We start from the raw sequence: 16993 nt of genomic DNA, 5'->3' as shown, positions 1-16993 counted from the left end.
CCACTTCGTCTCGTGCCTGCGTGCGTGCCCTGCGGCTCGCCCAACCTAATTGATCAGGGTGCCCAGCGAAGCGACGGCGAGCGTGAACAGCCCGGCCGCCAGCAGGGCGGGGGTGTTCAGCCCCCAGCCGGCCGCCGCCACACCACCCAGCAGCGCACCGAGCGGCGCCCCGGCGACGGCGAGGGTACGAAAGGCCGAACTGATCCGGCCGAGCGCCTCCGCCGGGCTCCGCTCCTGCATCAACGTGGTCTGATTGACATTCCATACCATCCCGAAGAAACCGAACACGGCGAGAGCGGCGACCGCCGCTCCCATCTCGCGCACCGTTCCCAGCACCGCCAGAGCGCCGATCTGAACGGCCCCGGCGAGGAACACGGCGCGTATCCGGCCCGTCCACTCGGAGAGCCGTTTCGCGAGCGTCCCGCCCACCACGCTCCCGACCCCGTAGGCCGCGATGATCAGCGAGTACCCCCTGTTCCCCGCGTCCAGCCAGCCCGTCACGTGCAGGACCAGGGTCGCGATCAGGGCGCCCATGCCGATGTTGCAGAGGGTCGTCGCCAGGCAGAGTCGGCGCAGTGTCCGGTCCCCCCACAGGACGCGGATGCCCTCGGCGATCTCTGCGCGCAGGGTGGAGCCCGCTTTCCGGGGTGACCGCGCCGACGGCTCGGCCCGCAGCGACGCGATCAGCAGCGCGGCCACCCCGTAGGTGGCGGCGTCGGCCGCGAACGGCACAGCGGCGCCCGCGAGCAGCAGCACCGGCACCAACGGGACCGCGAGGAAGCCGCCGGCGATCTGTTGCCCCGTCATCAGCCGCGCGTTGGCGCTGCCCAGGGCCGACGGCGGCAGCAACGAGGGCAGCAGCGCCGTGGCCGCGTTGTCGAAGAGGGTCTGGAGGGTGGTGAGGACGAAGGCGAGCGCGAAGAGCAGCGCGATCGACGCGTGGCCGAGGCCGACGGCGAGTGCGAAGGCCGCCATCAGGGCGCCTCTTGACAGATCGACACCCCACATCGCCCGCCGCTGGTCGACCCGGTCGGCGACCGCCCCGCCGAGCAGTCCGAACAGCAGCCACGGCAGATATCCGCAGGCCGTCACCGAGGCGATGAGCAGCGGATCGTCCGTGAGGGTGGTGGCGAGCAGCGGCATGGCCGCCCCGCGCAGCGCGTCCCCGAACCGGGAGACGACCGCCGCCGACCACAGACGGCCGAATCCCCCGCGCCACGCGGGCGCCCGTACCCCCACGGAGTCGACGGTCGTCACAACTTCCCCTTCCGGTCGATGGATTCATGACCGTAGGGGATGCCACTGACAACGCCGCCCGGACAACGACCCCCACCCGAGGGGCGGTCCGGGACAAAAGCGGTCCGGCCGGACACCCTTGGGTGCCCGGCCGGACCGGAGGGTCTGGGGCGTGTTGCGAACTAGATCTCGCCGCGGAGTTTGGCGAGCGCTTCGGCGAGGATCGCTTCACCGTCCGCGTCGCTGCGCCGCTCCCGTACGTAGGCGAGGTGCGTCTTGTACGGCTCGGTGCGCGGCGGGTCCGGCGGGTTGTCCCGGTCCTGACCGGCCGGGAATCCGCAGCGCGGGCAGTCCCACGTATCCGGAACCTGTGCGTCACTGGCGAAGCTCGGCACCGTCTCGTGCCCGTTGGAGCACCAGAAGGAGATGCGCAGGCGGGGCGCGGACTCGCCGCGCTCGGCCTCACCCATCGGCCCCGCTCCGACCCGGCTTCCCCGGATCGCGTTGCCACTTGCCACGGTCGTAACTCCCTGCGTGATGGTGCCGCAAAGCATCGGGTAGGCAGCTCCGCTGCCGGGCGCCCCAGTCTACGTAAGGCCCAACGCGCGTCCAGTGAAGGGAGTTACCCCGTTACCGCCGGGCGCGGAACCTCATGATAGGCCGCGCCCGCGGCGCCTTACCGTACGTGCGGTCAGCTGTCCAGCTTCAGCAGCAGACCGAGTACGACAATGCTCGCGAACCACAGCAGACCGACAACAACGGTGATGCGGTCGAGGTTACGCTCGGCGACGGAGGAACCACCGACTGACGACTGCATTCCGCCACCGAACATGTCGGAGAGGCCGCCGCCCTTGCCCTTGTGCATCAGCACCAGAAGCATCAGCAGCAGGCTGAAGATGATGAGGGCGATCGAGAACCCCAGAACCACGGCTGGACCAACTTCCTCGGACTGACAGGACGACTGACAGGACTGGTACGAACGACGGGGGCCGGGTGACATCGCTGGTGCGTGTCCACGCGGCCCCCGCAAGGGTACGACGGATCGGTGCTACCGCATACTTACTGGTCGCGGAACCTGACGATCTTGACGAACTCGTCGGTGTCCAGCGCCGCGCCGCCCACCAGGGCGCCGTCGACATCGGGCTGCGCCATGATCGCGGCGACGTTCCCGGACTTCACCGAGCCGCCGTACTGGATGCGGACCTTGTCGGCCAGCTCCTGCGAGTACAGCTCGGCGAGCCGGCCGCGGATCGCGCCGCAGACCTCCTGCGCGTCCTCCGGGGTGGCGACCTCTCCGGTGCCGATGGCCCACACCGGCTCGTACGCGATCACCACGGACTCGGCCTGCTCGGCCGGGATGTCCTTGAGGCCGCCGTCGAGCTGGCCCAGCGTGTGCGGGACCTGCTGACCGGCCTTGCGGACGTCCAGGCCCTCGCCCACGCAGAGGATCGGGGTCAGGCCGTGCTTGTACGCGGCCTTCACCTTGGCGTTGCAGACCTCGTCCGACTCGGCGTGGTACTGGCGCCGCTCGGAGTGGCCGACGGCCACGTACGCGCACTTGAGCTTGGCCAGCATCGGGCCCGAGATCTCACCGGTGTAGGCACCGGCGTCGTGCGCCGAGATGTCCTGGGCGCCGTACTTGATCTTGAGCTTGTCGCCGTCGACCAGGGTCTGTACGGACCGCAGGTCGGTGAAGGGCGCCAGGACGGCGACCTCCACGGCGTCGTAGTCCTTGTCCGCCAGGGCGAAAGCGAGCTTCTGGACGTGCGCGATGGCCTCAAGGTGGTTGAGGTTCATCTTCCAGTTGCCCGCCATCAGCGGGGTGCGAGTGCTCATAAAGCGGTCAGTCCTCCAGTGCGGCGAGGCCGGGGAGCGTCTTGCCTTCGAGGTATTCGAGGCTCGCACCGCCACCGGTCGAGATATGGCCGAATGCCTGCTCGTCGAAGCCCAGGATCCGGACGGCCGCGGCGGAGTCGCCGCCGCCGACGACCGAGAAGGCCGGGGAGTCGACGAGCGCCTGGGCGACAGCCCGGGTGCCGTCGGCGTAGTCGGGGTGCTCGAAGACGCCCATGGGGCCGTTCCAGAAGACGGTGGCCGCGTCGGCGAGCTTCGAGGCGTACAGGGCGCAGGTCTCGGGCCCGTTGTCCAGGCCCATCTTCCCGGCCGGCATGGCGTGCGCCGGGACCGTCTCGGGGTGGGCCGGCGCCTTGGTCCTGAGGTCGGGGAACTCCGCGGCGACCAGAAGATCGACGGGGAGGACGAACTCCACGCCGAGTTCGTCGGCCCGCTTCAGGTACTCCTGGACGACCGGGATCTGGTCCTCCTGGAGCAGCGAGGAGCCGACCTCGTGGCCCTGGGCCTTGAGGAAGGTGAACGCCATGCCGCCGCCGATGAGGATGCGGTCGGCCTTCTCCAGCAGGTGGTCGATGACCCCCAGCTTGTCCGAGACCTTGGCGCCGCCGAGCACGACGGCGTACGGCCGCTGGACGTCCTCGGTGAGCTTCTTGAGGACGCCGACCTCGGTGGCGATCAGACCGCCCGCGGCGTGCGGGAGGCGGGCCGGCAGGTCGAAGACCGACGCGTGCTTACGGTGCACGGCACCGAAGCCGTCGCCCACGTAGAGGTCGGCCAGCTCGGCGAGCTGGTCGGCGAAGGCGCCGCGCTCGGCGTCGTCCTTCGAGGTCTCGCCGGCGTTGAAGCGCAGGTTCTCGATGACGGCGACCTGGCCGTCGGCGAGGGCGGCGACCACGGACCGGGCGGACTCGCCGACCGTGTCGGTCGCGAACGCCACGTCGGCGCCGAGGAGTTCACCGAGGCGCGCGGCGGCGGGGGCGAGCGAGAAGGCGGGGTCCGGGGCGCCCTTGGGGCGGCCCAGGTGGGAGGCGACGATCACACGGGCGCCGGCCTCGGCGAGCCGGGCGATGGTCGGCTGGACGGCGCGGATGCGGCCGTCGTCGGTGATGGTGGTGCCGTCGAGCGGCACATTGAGGTCGGCGCGGACGAATACGCGCTTGCCGCCGACCCCTTCGTCAAGAAGTTCGTCGATCGTCTTCATGTCTGCTGCTGGACTCCTTGGAAGGTCTGGACAGGCCGACAGGGCTCGGCCGGCGCGCTGCGCACCGGCCGAGCCCTGTTGTTCACATCTGGTGCCGCGAGCGGCACCAGGCGCCTTTCACCTGCCCTGAATCAGAGCTGGGCGCCGACGAAGACGGTCAGGTCGACCAGACGGTTGGAGTAGCCCCACTCGTTGTCGTACCAGCCGATGACCTTCACGCTCTTGCCCTGGACCATGGTCAGGGAGGAGTCGAAGGTGCAGGAGGCGGGCCAGTTGACGATGTCCGAGGAGACGATCGCGTCCTCGGTGTAGTCCAGGATGCCCTTGAGCTGGCCCTCGGCGGCCTTCTGGAACGCGTTGTTGACCTCGTCCTTGGTCACCTCGCGCTCCAGCTCGATGACCAGGTCGGTGACGGAGCCCGTCGGGACCGGGACGCGCATCGCGATGCCGTCGAGCTTGCCCGCCAGCTCCGGGATCACCAGCGCGGTGGCCTTGGCGGCACCGGTGGTGGTCGGGATGATGTTCTCGGCGGCGGCACGGGCGCGGCGCAGGTCCGAGTGCGGGAAGTCCAGGATCCGCTGGTCGTTCGTGTACGCGTGGACCGTGGTCATCATGCCCTTGACGATGCCGAAGTTCTCCAGGAGAACCTTGGCCATCGGCGCCACACAGTTGGTGGTGCAGGAGGCGTTGGAGATGACGTGGTGGTTGGCCGCGTCGTACTTGTCCTGGTTGACGCCCATCACGATGGTGATGTCCTCGTCCTTGGCCGGAGCCGAGATGAGGACCTTCTTCGCGCCGCCCGCGATGTGCTTGGCGGCGTCGGCCTTCTTCGTGAAGATGCCGGTCGACTCGATGACGATGTCGACGCCCAGCTCACCCCAGGGGATGTCGGCCGGGTTGCGCTCGGAGAGCACCTTGATGGTGTGACCGTCGACCGTGATGGTGTCGGCGGTGTGGGTCACCTCGGCCTTGAGGCGGCCCAGAATGGTGTCGTACTTCAGCAAATGCGCCGTGGTCGCAGTGTCACCCAGGTCGTTGACAGCCACGATCTCGATGTCTGCACCCTGCTCCAGCAGCGCGCGGAAGTAGTTACGACCGATGCGGCCAAAGCCGTTGATGCCTACGCGGATCGTCACGAACCGATCTCCTCGTTGGTACGCCGGGTTTCGACGCCGGCGAGTTGTATGGGATGTCCCCGACCGCTAATGACCCTACCTCTCCACGGGCCACGGGGTGACATCGGCAGGCTCCTGGGACGACGACGGCCCGTACCCACGGGTAGGGGTACGGGCCCGCTGTCTTCGGGAGCCGCCGGCTCCGTGCTGTGCGTCCTGTGTACGGCCGCCGCCGGCGCGGCAGTTGAGGGAGCGGAGGCCGCGCCCGCCGCCGCCGGTCCTTCACGGAGGACCGGCAGCGGTCCGGTGGGAGCCGACGGGGGCTGGGCGCCGGGGCGGCCTCAGCCGACGAGTCCGTCGGCCAACTCCTCGCTGAGGCTGGACTCCGTACTGGGAATCCCGAGGTCCTGGGCCCGCTTGTCCGCCATGGCCAGCAGCCGGCGGATGCGGCCCGCGACAGCGTCCTTGGTGAGCGGTGGGTCGGCGAGCGCGCCCAGTTCCTCCAGGGACGCCTGCTTGTGCTCCATCCGCAGCCGGCCGGCCGCGGCGAGGTGCTCGGGCACCTCCTCCCCGAGGATCTCCAGCGCGCGCTGGACCCGGGCACCGGCGGCGACCGCCGCGCGGGCGGAGCGGCGCAGGTTCGCGTCGTCGAAGTTGGCGAGGCGGTTGGCCGTGGCACGGACCTCACGGCGCATCCGCCGCTCCTCCCAGGCCAGCACCGACTCGTGGGCGCCGAGGCGCGTCAGCAGCGCGCCGATCGCGTCCCCGTCCCGTACGACCACGCGGTCCACCCCGCGGACCTCGCGGGCCTTGGCGGCGATCTGGAGTCTGCGGGCCGCGCCGACCAGCGCCAGAGCCGCCTCCGGGCCCGGGCAGGTCACCTCCAGCGAGGAGGAACGGCCCGGCTCGGTGAGCGAGCCGTGCGCCAGGAACGCACCGCGCCACGCGGCCTCGGCGTCGCAGGTGGCCCCCGAGACCACCTGCGGGGGCAGGCCCCGGATCGGGCGTCCGCGACCGTCGACCAGACCGGTCTGCCGGGCGAGCTGATCACCACCGGTAATCACCCGTACGACGTAACGGCTGCCCCGGCGCAGACCGCCGGGGGCCATCACCACCAGCTCGGAGTTGTGCCCGAAGATCTCCAGGATGTCCTTGCGGAGCCGGCGCGCGGCGATGCTGGTGTCCAGCTCCGCCTCGATCACGATGCGGCCGCTCACCAGGTGCAGCCCTCCCGCGAACCGAAGGATCGCCGAGACCTCCGCCTTCCTGCAGCACGTCCGGGTGACGGGGAGGCGGGCGATCTCGTCCTTCACCGCTGGCGTCATCGCCATGGGCCGATCCTTCCATGCATCCGAAAAATACGGTCGTACGCGGCTGCCAACAGCTCCGGATCGTGGACCGGGGAACTGTCGGACGCTGCCACCGGCGCCAGCTCGACCGCGGCACCGAACCGTTTGGCGGCATCGGCGAGTGACTCGCTGTCGGGCACGGCCGCCTCGTCGGCGAGCACCACGTCCAGGGCGAGTTTAGGGGCGTGTCGCCCCAAAACCTCCAAATGACGCTGCGGTGAGAAGCCATCGGTTTCACCGGGTTGTGGTGCCAGGTTCAGCGAGAGGACCCGGCGGGCCTTGGTGGCGACGAGCGCGTCGAGCAGCTCGGGCACCAGCAGATGCGGGATCACGGAGGAGAACCAGGAGCCGGGGCCGAGCACCACCCAGTCGGCGTCCATGACGGCGGCGACGGCCTCGGGGACGGCGGGCGGGTCGTGCGGCACGACGTGCACGGACTGCACCTCACCACGGGTGAGGGCGACCGTGGCCTGGCCGCGCACCGTGTCGACCTCGTCGGGGCGTGCCGGGTCGTGGCCCCGTACGAGCGCCTGGAGCTCCAGCGGGACGGCGGACATGGGCAGTACCCGGCCGTGCGCGCCGAGGAGCTTGCCGACCAGGTCCAGGGCCTGGACGTGGTCACCGAGCTGCTCCCACAGCGCCACGATCAGCAGATTGCCGACCGCGTGCTCGTGGAGGTCGCCCTGGGACTGGAAGCGGTGCTGGATCACCCGGGCCCAGGTCTGGCCCCAGTCGTCGTCACCGCAGAGCGCGGCCAGGGCTTTGCGCAGGTCGCCGGGGGGCAGGACGCCCAGTTCCTCGCGGAGGCGGCCGCTGGAGCCGCCGTCGTCGGCGACGGTGACGACGGCGGTGAGGTCGCCGGTGATCCGGCGCAGCGCCGTGAGGGAGGCGGACAGCCCCCTGCCGCCGCCGAGGGCGACGACCTTGGGCTGGGCGCCGCGTCCCCGCGCCGGCCGTGCGGGGGTGCCACGGCGCAGCCGGCGCATACGGAAGGTGCGTCCGGTCACTCGCGCCCCATGTCCCGGTGGACGATGACGGTCTCGATGCCTTCGGAGGCGAGGCGCGCGGCGAGCTTCTCGGACATCGCGACGGAACGGTGCTTGCCACCCGTACAGCCCACGGCGACGGTCACGTAGCGCTTGCCCTCGCGGCGGTAGCCGGTGGCGATCAGCTGGAGCAGCTCGGTGTAGCGGTCGAGGAACTCCTTGGCGCCCGGCTGGTTGAGGACGTACCCGGACACCTCCTCGTTGAGCCCGGTGAAGGGGCGCAGCTCGGGGACCCAGTGCGGATTGGGCAGGAAGCGGCAGTCCACCACCAGGTCGGCGTCGACCGGCAGGCCGTACTTGTAGCCGAAGGACATGACGGTGGCCCGCAGCTCCGGCTTCTCGTCGCCGGCGAACCGGGCGTCCAGCTTGGCGCGCAGTTCGTGGACGTTGAGGCTGGAGGTGTCGATCACCAGATCGGCGTCGCCGCGCAGCTCGCGCAGGAGGTCGCGCTCGGCATCGATGCCGTCGACGATGCGGCCGTCGCCCTGGAGGGGGTGGGGACGGCGGACGGATTCGAAGCGGCGGACGAGCGCCTCGTCCGAGGACTCCAGGAAGACCACGCGCCGGGTGACCTGCTTGGCGTCGAGGTCGGCGAGGGACTCGCGGAGGTTGTCGAAGAACCGCCGGCCGCGTACGTCCACGACGACGGCGATGCGGGCGACATTGCCCTGCGAGCGGGCGCCGAGCTCCACCATGGTGGGGATCAGCGCGGGCGGCAGGTTGTCGACGACGAACCAGCCGAGGTCCTCCAGGCACTTCGCCGCGGTGCTGCGCCCCGCGCCCGACATGCCGGAGATGATCACCAGCTCGGGGATGGCCGCGTCGGCGGTCTCACCGGCTTCCTTCGTGGTGCCCGTACTCACGTGCCCCGCTCCGTCCCGGTCGTGCTCAGTCATGCGTGCTGCCCCCGTCGTCTTCCATGATCTCTCCTGTTGCCGTGTTCACGGCGGGTGTCGCCGGGGCCGTCCTGGCCAGGACCACGACCACGGATTCGGCCGTCTTTCGGCCCAGCCCCGGCACCTCGCAGATCTGCTCGATTGTCGCCTGCCGCAGCCTCTTCACCGAGCCGAAATGCTTGATGAGCGCCTGTTTGCGGGACTCACCGAGGCCGGGGACGTCGTCGAGCGGGCTCGTCCTGACGCGCTTGGCCCGCTTGGCCCGCTGATAGGTGATGGCGAAGCGGTGGGCTTCGTCGCGTACGCGCTGGAGGAGGTACAGGCCCTCGCTGGAGCGGGGCAGTACCACCGGGTCGCCGTCCGCGGGCAGCCAGACCTCTTCGAGGCGCTTGGCGAGACCGCAGACCGCGACATCGTCGATGCCCAGCTCGTCGAGGGCCCGCTTGGCGGCCGCGACCTGGGGCTGCCCGCCGTCGACGACCACCAGCTGGGGCGGGTAGGCGAAGCGCTTGGGCCTGCCGTCCTCCTCGGCCGGGGGGCCGGCCAGGGTCTCGGCGGGGAGCGGCGGCGGCGCCTCGTTCACTTGGCCGGGCCCGCCCGGGGACGCGGCGGCCGGGTCTCCGTGTTCCGAGGGCTCCGGCTGTTCCGGCTGTTCCGGCTGCTCGGACCACTCGCCGGTCTTCTCCTTCTCCTGGAGGTAGCGCCTGAAGCGACGGCTGATCACTTCATGCATCGACCGGACGTCGTCCTGGCCCTCGAAGCCCTTGATCTGGAAGCGGCGGTATTCACTCTTACGAGCGAGGCCGTCCTCGAAGACCACCATGGACGCCACCACGTCGTCGCCCTGGAGATGCGAGATGTCGAAGCACTCGATGCGCAGCGGCGCGCTGTCCAGCCCGAGGGCCTCCGTGATCTCCTCCAGGGCCCGGGAGCGGGTGGTGAGGTCGCTGGCGCGCTTGGTCTTGTGCAGGACGAGCGCCTGCTGGGCGTTGCGCCCGACCGTCGCCATCAGGTCCTTCTTGTCGCCGCGCTGCGGGATCCGCAGGGACACCTGGGAGCCGCGGCGCTCGCTGAGCCACTGGCTGACCGCGTCCGTCTCCTCGGGCAGGGCGGGGACGAGGACCTCCTTGGGGACGGCCTCGCCCCGCTCCTCCCCGTACAGCTGCTGGAGCGCGTGCTCGACGAGACCGGCGGTGTCGACGGCCTCGACCTTGTCGGTGACCCAGCCGCGCTGGCCGCGCACCCGGCCGCCCCGGACGTGGAAGATCTGCACGGCGGCTTCCAGCTCGTCCTCGGCGACGGCGATCAGGTCCGCGTCGGTGGCGTCGGCGAGCACGACGGCGTTCTTCTCCATCGCGCGGCGCAGGGCGCCTATGTCGTCGCGCAGCCGGGCCGCCCTCTCGTACTCCATCTCCTCGGCGGCCTCCGTCATGAGGCGCTCCAGCCGGCGGATGTACGCGCCGGTGCGGCCGGCCATGAAGTCGCAGAACTCCTCGGCCAGCTCCCGGTGTTCCTCGGGCGTGACCCGGCCGACGCAGGGCGCCGAGCACTTGCCGATGTAGCCGAGGAGGCAGGGGCGGCCGGTCCGGGCGGCGTTCTTGAACACCCCGGCGGAGCACGTCCGTACGGGAAACACACGGAGCATGAGGTCGACCGTCTCGCGGATCGCCCAGGCGTGCCCGTAGGGACCGAAGTAGCGCACGCCCTTCTTCTTGGCGCCCCGCATGACCTGGACCCGGGGGAATTCCTCGTTCAGCGTGACGGCGAGCGAGGGATAGCTCTTGTCGTCGCGGTACTTGACGTTGAAGCGGGGGTCGTACTCCTTGATCCAGGAGTACTCCAGCTGCAGCGCCTCGACCTCGGTGGAGACGACGGTCCACTCGACGGAAGCCGCCGTCGTCACCATGGAGCGGGTGCGCGGGTGGAGGCTCGCCAGGTCCTGGAAGTAGTTGGCGAGCCGCTGGCGCAGGCTCTTCGCCTTCCCGACGTAGATCACCCGGTGGTGGTCGTCGCGGAACTTGTAGACCCCTGGCGAGTCCGGGATCTGTCCCGGCTCGGGGCGGTAGCTGGAGGGGTCGGCCATGCGGTCCACCCTACTGGCGGGCACCGACAGTGTGATCGGTCCCCGTTGCCCTTCCGTGCGTTCGGGGCGTCCCGGTGCGCTCAGGCGTCCGGGCCCGCGACGAGCTTGCCGCCCTCGGCCCTGACCGGCACCTCGGGCAGCGGCTCGGTGGCCGGGCCCTGGATGGCCTTGCCGGTGGTGACGTCGAAGCGGCTGCCGTGGCAGGGGCAGTCGCCCACGGTGCCTTCGAGCTTCTCCAGGAGGCAGCCGGCGTGGGTGCACTGCGCGCTGAACGCCTTGTACTCCCCCTGTGCCGGGCAGCTCACCACCAGCCGCTGCTCGCGGTAGAGCTTGGCGCCGCCGACCGGGACGTCGGCGGCGGCGCCGAGGTCGACCGGGGCGGTCGGGGTGGGGGTCTGGGCGTGGCCGAGCTTCGAATCGGTGGAGCAGGCCGCCAGACCCAGCCCGGCCGCGCCGGCGAGCGCGACGCCCTTCAGCACGGTTCGGCGAGGGGCGGGCAGACCGGACATGATGTCTCCACAGGGCAGCGGGGTCGGTGACATTCATGACGATACCGGGGCCGTTCCGGCGGCCGTTCAGGGGCCGGGCCCCGGGGGTGACGGTACGGGCGGCGCCGGCGGGGACGGAGATGTCCGTCCGGTCCTCGCCGGTGGACGTGGCGGACGCGGTGGACATGATCGGCGCGGGCGGCACCCGGAACGCGGCGCTGCCTCACGCCCTCCCCGTACGGAGGGCCCTCCCGGCGCCGGCCCCGACCGCGCCGCGGAACGCCGTTTCGGCACCGGCCCCGACGCGCCGCGGGACGCCGTCTCAGCTCGCCGAGCCGTGGCGGGAGTGACCGGCCGGGCCGCGGTGTCCGGAGATCCGGCCCAGCACCTCGACCGCGGCCTCGATCTGCTGCGCGGTCACACCGGCCAGGCTCTCGGCGATCAGCGCCTGGGACGCCCGGTCGACCTGCGCCAGGGTCTGCCGCCCCCTGGCGGTGGGCCCGACGCGCTGGGCCCTGCGGTCCGCCTCCTCCTCCACGCGGGTGACCAGTCCCTGGCGTTCGAGTTCGCGGACCTGCCGGGTGACGTGCGGCGTACGGACTCCGAGCCGCTCCGCGATCCGTCCGATCCGCAGCGACTCCCCGTCGTCCACCAGCACACGCAGCAGTGCCAGCCCCGCCCGGTCGATCGGCACCCCGGCCATGGCGACAAGCCGCTCGTGCGCCCTGGGCCGGGTGAGGTCGTAGGCCAGCGTGCTCAGCAGGGCCTGCAACGCGTCGATGCCGCCGCTCTCGCGGGCGGGGGTTGCGTCCATCCGCGCCATCATGCCCGACGTCATCCGGCGACCCGCCGGGCGCCGCCCCCAGCCGGCGGATGGCCGAAGAAGCACTTGTTCCCTACACCCAGCTCTCGATAGGAAGTACTTAAGGTAACTAACATCCTCCTGGATGTCGGAACGATCCTGTTGGGAGACCTCTATGCGTATCGCGATCGACGAGGACAAGTGCTGCGCGGCCGGACAGTGCGTGCTGGCGGCCGACGACCTCTTCGACCAGCGGGACGAGGACGGTGTCGTCGTCCTGCTCGACGCCACCCCGCCCGCCGGGGCTCTGGAACGCGCCCGTGAGGCGGCGGCGCTCTGCCCCGCGGCGGCGATCGACGTGCATGCCTGAGCCCATCCCCGCGCGACCTGCCACCCCCACACTCCACCTGGAGGACGCGTCATGACCGAGACGGCCATCCCCACCTTCCCCCTCAGCCGCGCACCCGGCTGCCCGTTCGACCCGCCGCCGCAGTACGCCACGCTGCGCGAGAGCGCGCCCGTCTCCCCGATCCGGCTGTGGAACGGCCAGGTGGCCTGGCTCCTCACCCGATACGAGGACCAGCGCGCCGTGCTGACCGACCCGCGCTTCAGCTCCGACGTCACCCGGCCCGGTCATCCCACCCAGAGCGAAGGTGTCAAGGCCCGGCGGGACTCCGGCAATCTTCCCTTCCTCGTGCGGGACGACCCGGAGCACAACCACATCCGGCGCATGTTCACCGGCCACTTCACGGTCAAACGCATCGCCGCCATGAAGCCCCGCATCCAGCAGATCATCGATGACCTGCTCGACACCATGGAAGCGGCCGGTCCTCCGGCCGACCTGGTCGCGGCGTTCGCCCTGCCGATGCCCTCCCTCGTCATCAGCGAACTCCTCGGCGTCCCTCACCAGGACCACGGCCTCTTCCAGCGCGCCGCCCGGACTCTCGTCACGCTCGACAGCACCGCCGAGCAGTCCAAAGCCGCCGCCGACGAACTGGCCTCGTACCTCAGCGACTTGATCGCCGACAAGGAGCGCCGCCCGGCCGACGACCTGCTCAGCACCCTGATCGAGGAGCGGGTACGCACCGGCGAACTCGACCGGGCCCAACTCGTGGAGAACGCGATCCTGCTGCTCGCCGCAGGTCACGAGACGACCGCGAACATGACCGCCCTGGGCACCCTCGCCCTGCTGCACCACCCCGATCAGCTCGCCGTTGTCCGCGACAGCGACGATCCCGCGCGCGTCGCCACCGCCGTGGAGGAGCTGCTGCGCTACCTCACCATCACCCACAGCGGGCGCCGCCGGGTGGCCGTGGAGGATGTCGAGGTCGCGGGCACCCTCATCCGTGCGGGCGAGGGAGTCGTCCTGGCCAACGACGCCGCGAACCGGGACGCGACCGTCTTCACCGACCCCGACCGGCTCGACATCGACCGCCCGGAGGTGAGGCGGCACATCGCCTTCGGCCACGGCACGCATCAGTGCCTGGGCCAGAATCTGGCCCGAGTCGAACTGCAGCTCGCCTACCCCGCGCTGCTGCGCCGGTTCCCGGGCCTGCGCACCACGGTCCCTGACGATCAGCTCCGGTTCAAGGAGGACATGCTCGTGTACGGCGTCCACGAGCTGCCCGTCACCTGGTAGCACCGGGAGCCTGCCGTGCCCGCCCTGTCCCGGGCGGGCACGGCACCGTTCCGGGGAGGCGGGACGGCGGCGGGGGCGATTCCGGTAGGCGCCCGGTCAGGCGCCGCGCGCGCCCGTCCTGGCCACGGCGGTCTTCTTCACGGCGGGCTTCCTCGCGGCGGTCTTGCGGGCCGTGGCCTTCTTCACCGGCGCCGCGTCACTGATCCGCTCGGTGTCGAGGATGTCCCGCAGGAACTTCCCGGTGTGGCTGGCCGGCTCTCCGGCCACCTGCTCCGGAGTGCCTTCGGCGACGACGAGTCCGCCGCCGTTGCCTCCCTCGGGGCCCATGTCGATCACCCAGTCCGCCGTCTTGATGACGTCCAGGTTGTGCTCGATCACGATCACCGAGTTGCCCTTGTCGACCAGACCGGACAGCACCTTGATCAGCTTGCTGATGTCCTCGAAGTGCAGACCGGTGGTCGGCTCGTCCAGGACGTAGACCGTGCGGCCCGTGGAGCGCTTCTGCAGCTCGCTCGACAGCTTCACACGCTGCGCCTCGCCGCCCGAGAGGGTCGGCGCTGACTGACCGAGCCGCACATAGCCCAGGCCGACCTCGTTGAGGGTCCTGAGGTGCCGCGAGATCGTCGGGACGGCCTCGAAGAAGTCCAGGGCCTCGTCGATCGGCATGTCCAGTACCTCGGCGATGGACTTGCCCTTGTAGTGGACCTCCAGGGTCTCCCGGTTGTAGCGGGCCCCGTGGCAGACCTCGCACGGGACGTAGACGTCCGGCAGGAAGTTCATCTCGATCTTGATGGTGCCGTCGCCCGAGCAGTTCTCGCAGCGGCCGCCCTTGACGTTGAAGGAGAAGCGCCCGGGGAGGTAGCCACGGACCTTGGCCTCCATGGTCTCCGCGAAGAGCCTGCGGACGTGGTCGAAGACGCCGGTGTACGTGGCCGGGTTGGACCGGGGCGTACGGCCGATGGGCGACTGGTCGACATGGACCACCTTGTCGACCAGGTCGTCACCGTCGACCCGGGTGTGCCGGCCGGGCACCGACTTCGCCCCGTTCAGCTCGCGCGCCAGGTGCGTGTAGAGGATGTCGTTGACCAGCGTGGACTTGCCGGAGCCCGAGACACCGGTGACCGCCGTGAACACACCCAGCGGGAACGAGACGGCGATGTCCTGGAGGTTGTTCTCCCGGGCGCCGTGCACGGTGAGCTGCCGGTCGGGGTCGACGGACCGGCGCAGCTCGGGGGTCGGGATGGCCCGCTTCCCGGCGAGATACTGGCCGGTCAGCGACTCCCTGTTGGCCAGCAGGCCCTTCAAGGGGCCCGAGTGCACGACCTTGCCGCCGTGCTCGCCCGCGCCGGGGCCGATGTCGACCACCCAGTCGGCCACCTTGATGGTGTCCTCGTCGTGCTCCACGACGATCAGGGTGTTCCCCATGTCGCGCAGCCGGACCAGGGTCTCGATGAGCCGGTGGTTGTCCCGCTGGTGGAGGCCGATGGACGGCTCGTCGAGGACGTACAGCACACCGACGAGGCCGGAGCCGATCTGGGTGGCGAGCCGGATGCGCTGGGCCTCACCGCCCGAGAGGGTCCCGGCCGCGCGGTTCAGCGAGAGGTAGTCCAGGCCGACGTCGACCAGGAACCGCAGCCGCTCGTTGACCTCCTTGAGCACCCGCTCGGCGATCTTCTTGTCCCGGGCGTTCAGCTTCAGCCGGCCGAGGAAGTCGGCGCAGTCGCTGATCGACAGCGCGGCGACCTCGGCGATGGACTTCTCCATGACCGTGACCGCGAGGACGATCGGCTTGAGCCGCGTGCCCTCACAGGTCGGGCAGGGCACCTCACGCATGTAGCCCTCGAAGCGCTCCCTGCTGGAGTCGGTCTCGGCCTCCGTGTGCCGCCGCTTGACGAAGGAGACCGCTCCTTCGAAGGCGGGGGTGGTGTAGGCGCGCTCCCGGCCGTACCGGTTGCGGTAGCGGACCTCGACCTGCGTCTTGTGGCCGTACAGCAGGGCCTTCTTCGCGCGCTGGGGCAGCCCGGCCCAGGGAATGTCCGTACGGAAGCCGAGGGCCTCGGCGAGGCCGCCGATCAGCCGTCCGAAGTACTCCTTGGTGTGGCCGTGCGACCAGGGGTGGATCGCCCCCTCGTCGAGGGACTTGTCCTCGTCGGGGACGATGAGCTCCGGGTCGACCTCCATGCGCGTACCGATGCCGGTGCAGTCGGGGCAGGCGCCGAAGGGCGAGTTGAAGGAGAAGGAGCGGGGCTCCAGCTCCTCGAAGGAGAGATCGTCGTACGGGCAGTAGAGATGCTCGGAGAACATGCGCTCGCGCTCGGGGTCGTCCTCGGGGAGGTCGACGAAGTCGAGCACGACCATGCCGCCGGAGAGACCGAGAGCGGTCTCGACCGAGTCGGTCAGCCGGCGCTTGGCGCCGTCCTTCACCGTGAGGCGGTCGATGACCACCTCGATGGTGTGCTTCTCCTGCTTCTTGAGCTTGGGCGGTTCGGTGAGCTGGATGGTCTGCCCGTCGACCCGGGCCCGGCTGTACCCCTTGGTCTGCAGGTCGGCGAAGAGGTCGACGAATTCGCCCTTGCGCTCACGGACGAGCGGTGAGAGGACCTGGAAGCGGCTGCCCTCGGGCAGCTCCAGCACCCGGTCGACGATGGCCTGCGGCGACTGGCGGGAGATGGGCCGGCCGCACTCGGGACAGTGCGGCTTGCCGATGCGGGCGAAGAGCAGCCGGAGGTAGTCGTAGACCTCGGTGATCGTGCCGACCGTCGAGCGCGGATTGCGCGAGGTCGACTTCTGGTCGATGGAGACGGCCGGGGAGAGACCCTCGATGAAGTCGACGTCCGGCTTGTCCATCTGACCGAGGAACTGCCGGGCGTACGAGGACAGCGACTCCACGTACCGGCGCTGCCCCTCGGCGAAGATCGTGTCGAACGCGAGGGAGGACTTGCCCGACCCGGAGAGCCCGGTGAAGACGATGAGCGAGTCACGGGGAAGGTCGAGCGAGACGTTCTTGAGATTGTGCTCGCGCGCGCCACGGACGATGAGACGGTCGGCCACGCCGGTCCGCACCTTTCTGAAGAGAAGACAGGGACAGACCCCCTACCCAGGGTAACGGGGTCCGCCGGAGCGATGGATCGCCAAGCGGTGTCTGCCGAGCGGTGGTTGCCGGGCCTGGGATCGCCGGCCTTCGGGACTGCCTACATGCCAGGATGCCTCCTCCGAGCGTATAGCACGTGCATTCGATTTAAGGCGGCTCGCGGCCCTCTTCACCCGATCGAGTGGCGGGCCTA

15 protein-coding genes are annotated in these 16993 nt (G+C 70.4%); 2 read left to right on the top strand and 13 right to left on the bottom strand.

Annotation, left to right across the window (positions count from 1 at the left end):
- Nucleotides 1-45: 45 nt before the first annotated feature.
- From ACIBAE_RS26470 to ACIBAE_RS26415, 12 genes are all read right to left on the bottom strand, one after another.
- Nucleotides 46-1257, bottom strand: a complete 1212-nt coding sequence (locus ACIBAE_RS26470) for an MFS transporter (protein ID WP_399290073.1) — start codon at nucleotides 1255-1257, stop codon at nucleotides 46-48.
- 161 nt (nucleotides 1258-1418) lie between these two features.
- Complete coding sequence (locus ACIBAE_RS26465; protein ID WP_078077905.1) at nucleotides 1419-1754, bottom strand: RNA polymerase-binding protein RbpA; 336 nt, start codon at nucleotides 1752-1754, stop codon at nucleotides 1419-1421.
- Nucleotides 1755-1927: 173 nt separating this feature from the next.
- Nucleotides 1928-2164 carry a preprotein translocase subunit SecG gene (gene secG / locus ACIBAE_RS26460; RefSeq protein ID WP_399290071.1) on the bottom strand — a complete coding sequence of 79 codons (237 nt, stop codon included), beginning with the start codon at nucleotides 2162-2164 and terminating at the stop codon, nucleotides 1928-1930.
- A gap of 131 nt (nucleotides 2165-2295) precedes the next feature.
- Nucleotides 2296-3072, bottom strand: coding sequence for a triose-phosphate isomerase (tpiA, locus tag ACIBAE_RS26455; RefSeq protein ID WP_399290069.1), 777 nt, complete (start codon nucleotides 3070-3072; stop codon nucleotides 2296-2298).
- Nucleotides 3073-3079: 7 nt separating this feature from the next.
- Nucleotides 3080-4291, bottom strand: a complete 1212-nt coding sequence (locus ACIBAE_RS26450; RefSeq protein ID WP_399290067.1) for a phosphoglycerate kinase — start codon at nucleotides 4289-4291, stop codon at nucleotides 3080-3082.
- Between the two features lie 131 nt (nucleotides 4292-4422).
- On the bottom strand, nucleotides 4423-5427 hold the full coding sequence (gene gap, locus ACIBAE_RS26445; protein WP_399290065.1) for a type I glyceraldehyde-3-phosphate dehydrogenase: 1005 nt from the start codon (nucleotides 5425-5427) through the stop codon (nucleotides 4423-4425).
- Between the two features lie 320 nt (nucleotides 5428-5747).
- Nucleotides 5748-6737, bottom strand: coding sequence for a DNA-binding protein WhiA (gene whiA, locus ACIBAE_RS26440; protein ID WP_399290063.1), 990 nt, complete (start codon nucleotides 6735-6737; stop codon nucleotides 5748-5750).
- Nucleotides 6728-7762, bottom strand: a complete 1035-nt coding sequence (gene yvcK, locus ACIBAE_RS26435; RefSeq protein WP_399290061.1) for a uridine diphosphate-N-acetylglucosamine-binding protein YvcK — start codon at nucleotides 7760-7762, stop codon at nucleotides 6728-6730. Before yvcK ends, whiA begins: the two co-directional genes overlap by 10 nt.
- Nucleotides 7759-8697: an RNase adapter RapZ gene (gene rapZ, locus ACIBAE_RS26430; protein ID WP_399290059.1), complete on the bottom strand. Its 939-nt coding sequence runs from the start codon at nucleotides 8695-8697 to the stop codon at nucleotides 7759-7761. Before rapZ ends, yvcK begins: the two co-directional genes overlap by 4 nt.
- Nucleotides 8690-10780 (bottom strand): excinuclease ABC subunit UvrC, encoded by a 2091-nt coding sequence (gene uvrC / locus ACIBAE_RS26425; RefSeq protein ID WP_399290057.1) that lies wholly within the window; start codon nucleotides 10778-10780, stop codon nucleotides 8690-8692. Before uvrC ends, rapZ begins: the two co-directional genes overlap by 8 nt.
- An 80-nt stretch (nucleotides 10781-10860) precedes the next feature.
- A complete protein-coding gene (locus ACIBAE_RS26420; protein WP_399290055.1) occupies nucleotides 10861-11289 on the bottom strand; it encodes a Rieske (2Fe-2S) protein in 429 nt (142 codons plus the stop codon).
- Nucleotides 11290-11590: 301 nt separating this feature from the next.
- Nucleotides 11591-12082, bottom strand: coding sequence for a MarR family winged helix-turn-helix transcriptional regulator (locus ACIBAE_RS26415; protein ID WP_399290053.1), 492 nt, complete (start codon nucleotides 12080-12082; stop codon nucleotides 11591-11593).
- A 163-nt stretch (nucleotides 12083-12245) separates the two neighbouring features.
- On the opposite strand from ACIBAE_RS26415, the gene ACIBAE_RS26410 reads away from it, so the two are divergent.
- Nucleotides 12246-12440, top strand: coding sequence for a ferredoxin (locus ACIBAE_RS26410; protein ID WP_399290051.1), 195 nt, complete (start codon nucleotides 12246-12248; stop codon nucleotides 12438-12440).
- A 51-nt stretch (nucleotides 12441-12491) separates the two neighbouring features.
- Complete coding sequence (locus tag ACIBAE_RS26405) at nucleotides 12492-13709, top strand: cytochrome P450 (RefSeq protein WP_399290049.1); 1218 nt, start codon at nucleotides 12492-12494, stop codon at nucleotides 13707-13709.
- Nucleotides 13710-13805: 96 nt separating this feature from the next.
- On the opposite strand, the gene uvrA is transcribed toward ACIBAE_RS26405, so the two are convergent.
- The gene (gene uvrA, locus ACIBAE_RS26400) at nucleotides 13806-16760 is read right to left on the bottom strand and encodes an excinuclease ABC subunit UvrA (RefSeq protein WP_399290047.1); all 2955 of its coding nucleotides are present in this window, start codon (nucleotides 16758-16760) and stop codon (nucleotides 13806-13808) included.
- Between the last annotated feature and the right edge of the window lie 233 nt (nucleotides 16761-16993).

The sequence above is a fragment of the Streptomyces sp. NPDC051569 genome (assembly GCF_044454085.1).
GTDB lineage: Bacteria > Actinomycetota > Actinomycetes > Streptomycetales > Streptomycetaceae > Streptomyces.
The sequence above is the reverse complement of the archived record's forward strand: the minus strand, read 5'-3'. Positions and strand labels throughout refer to the sequence as shown.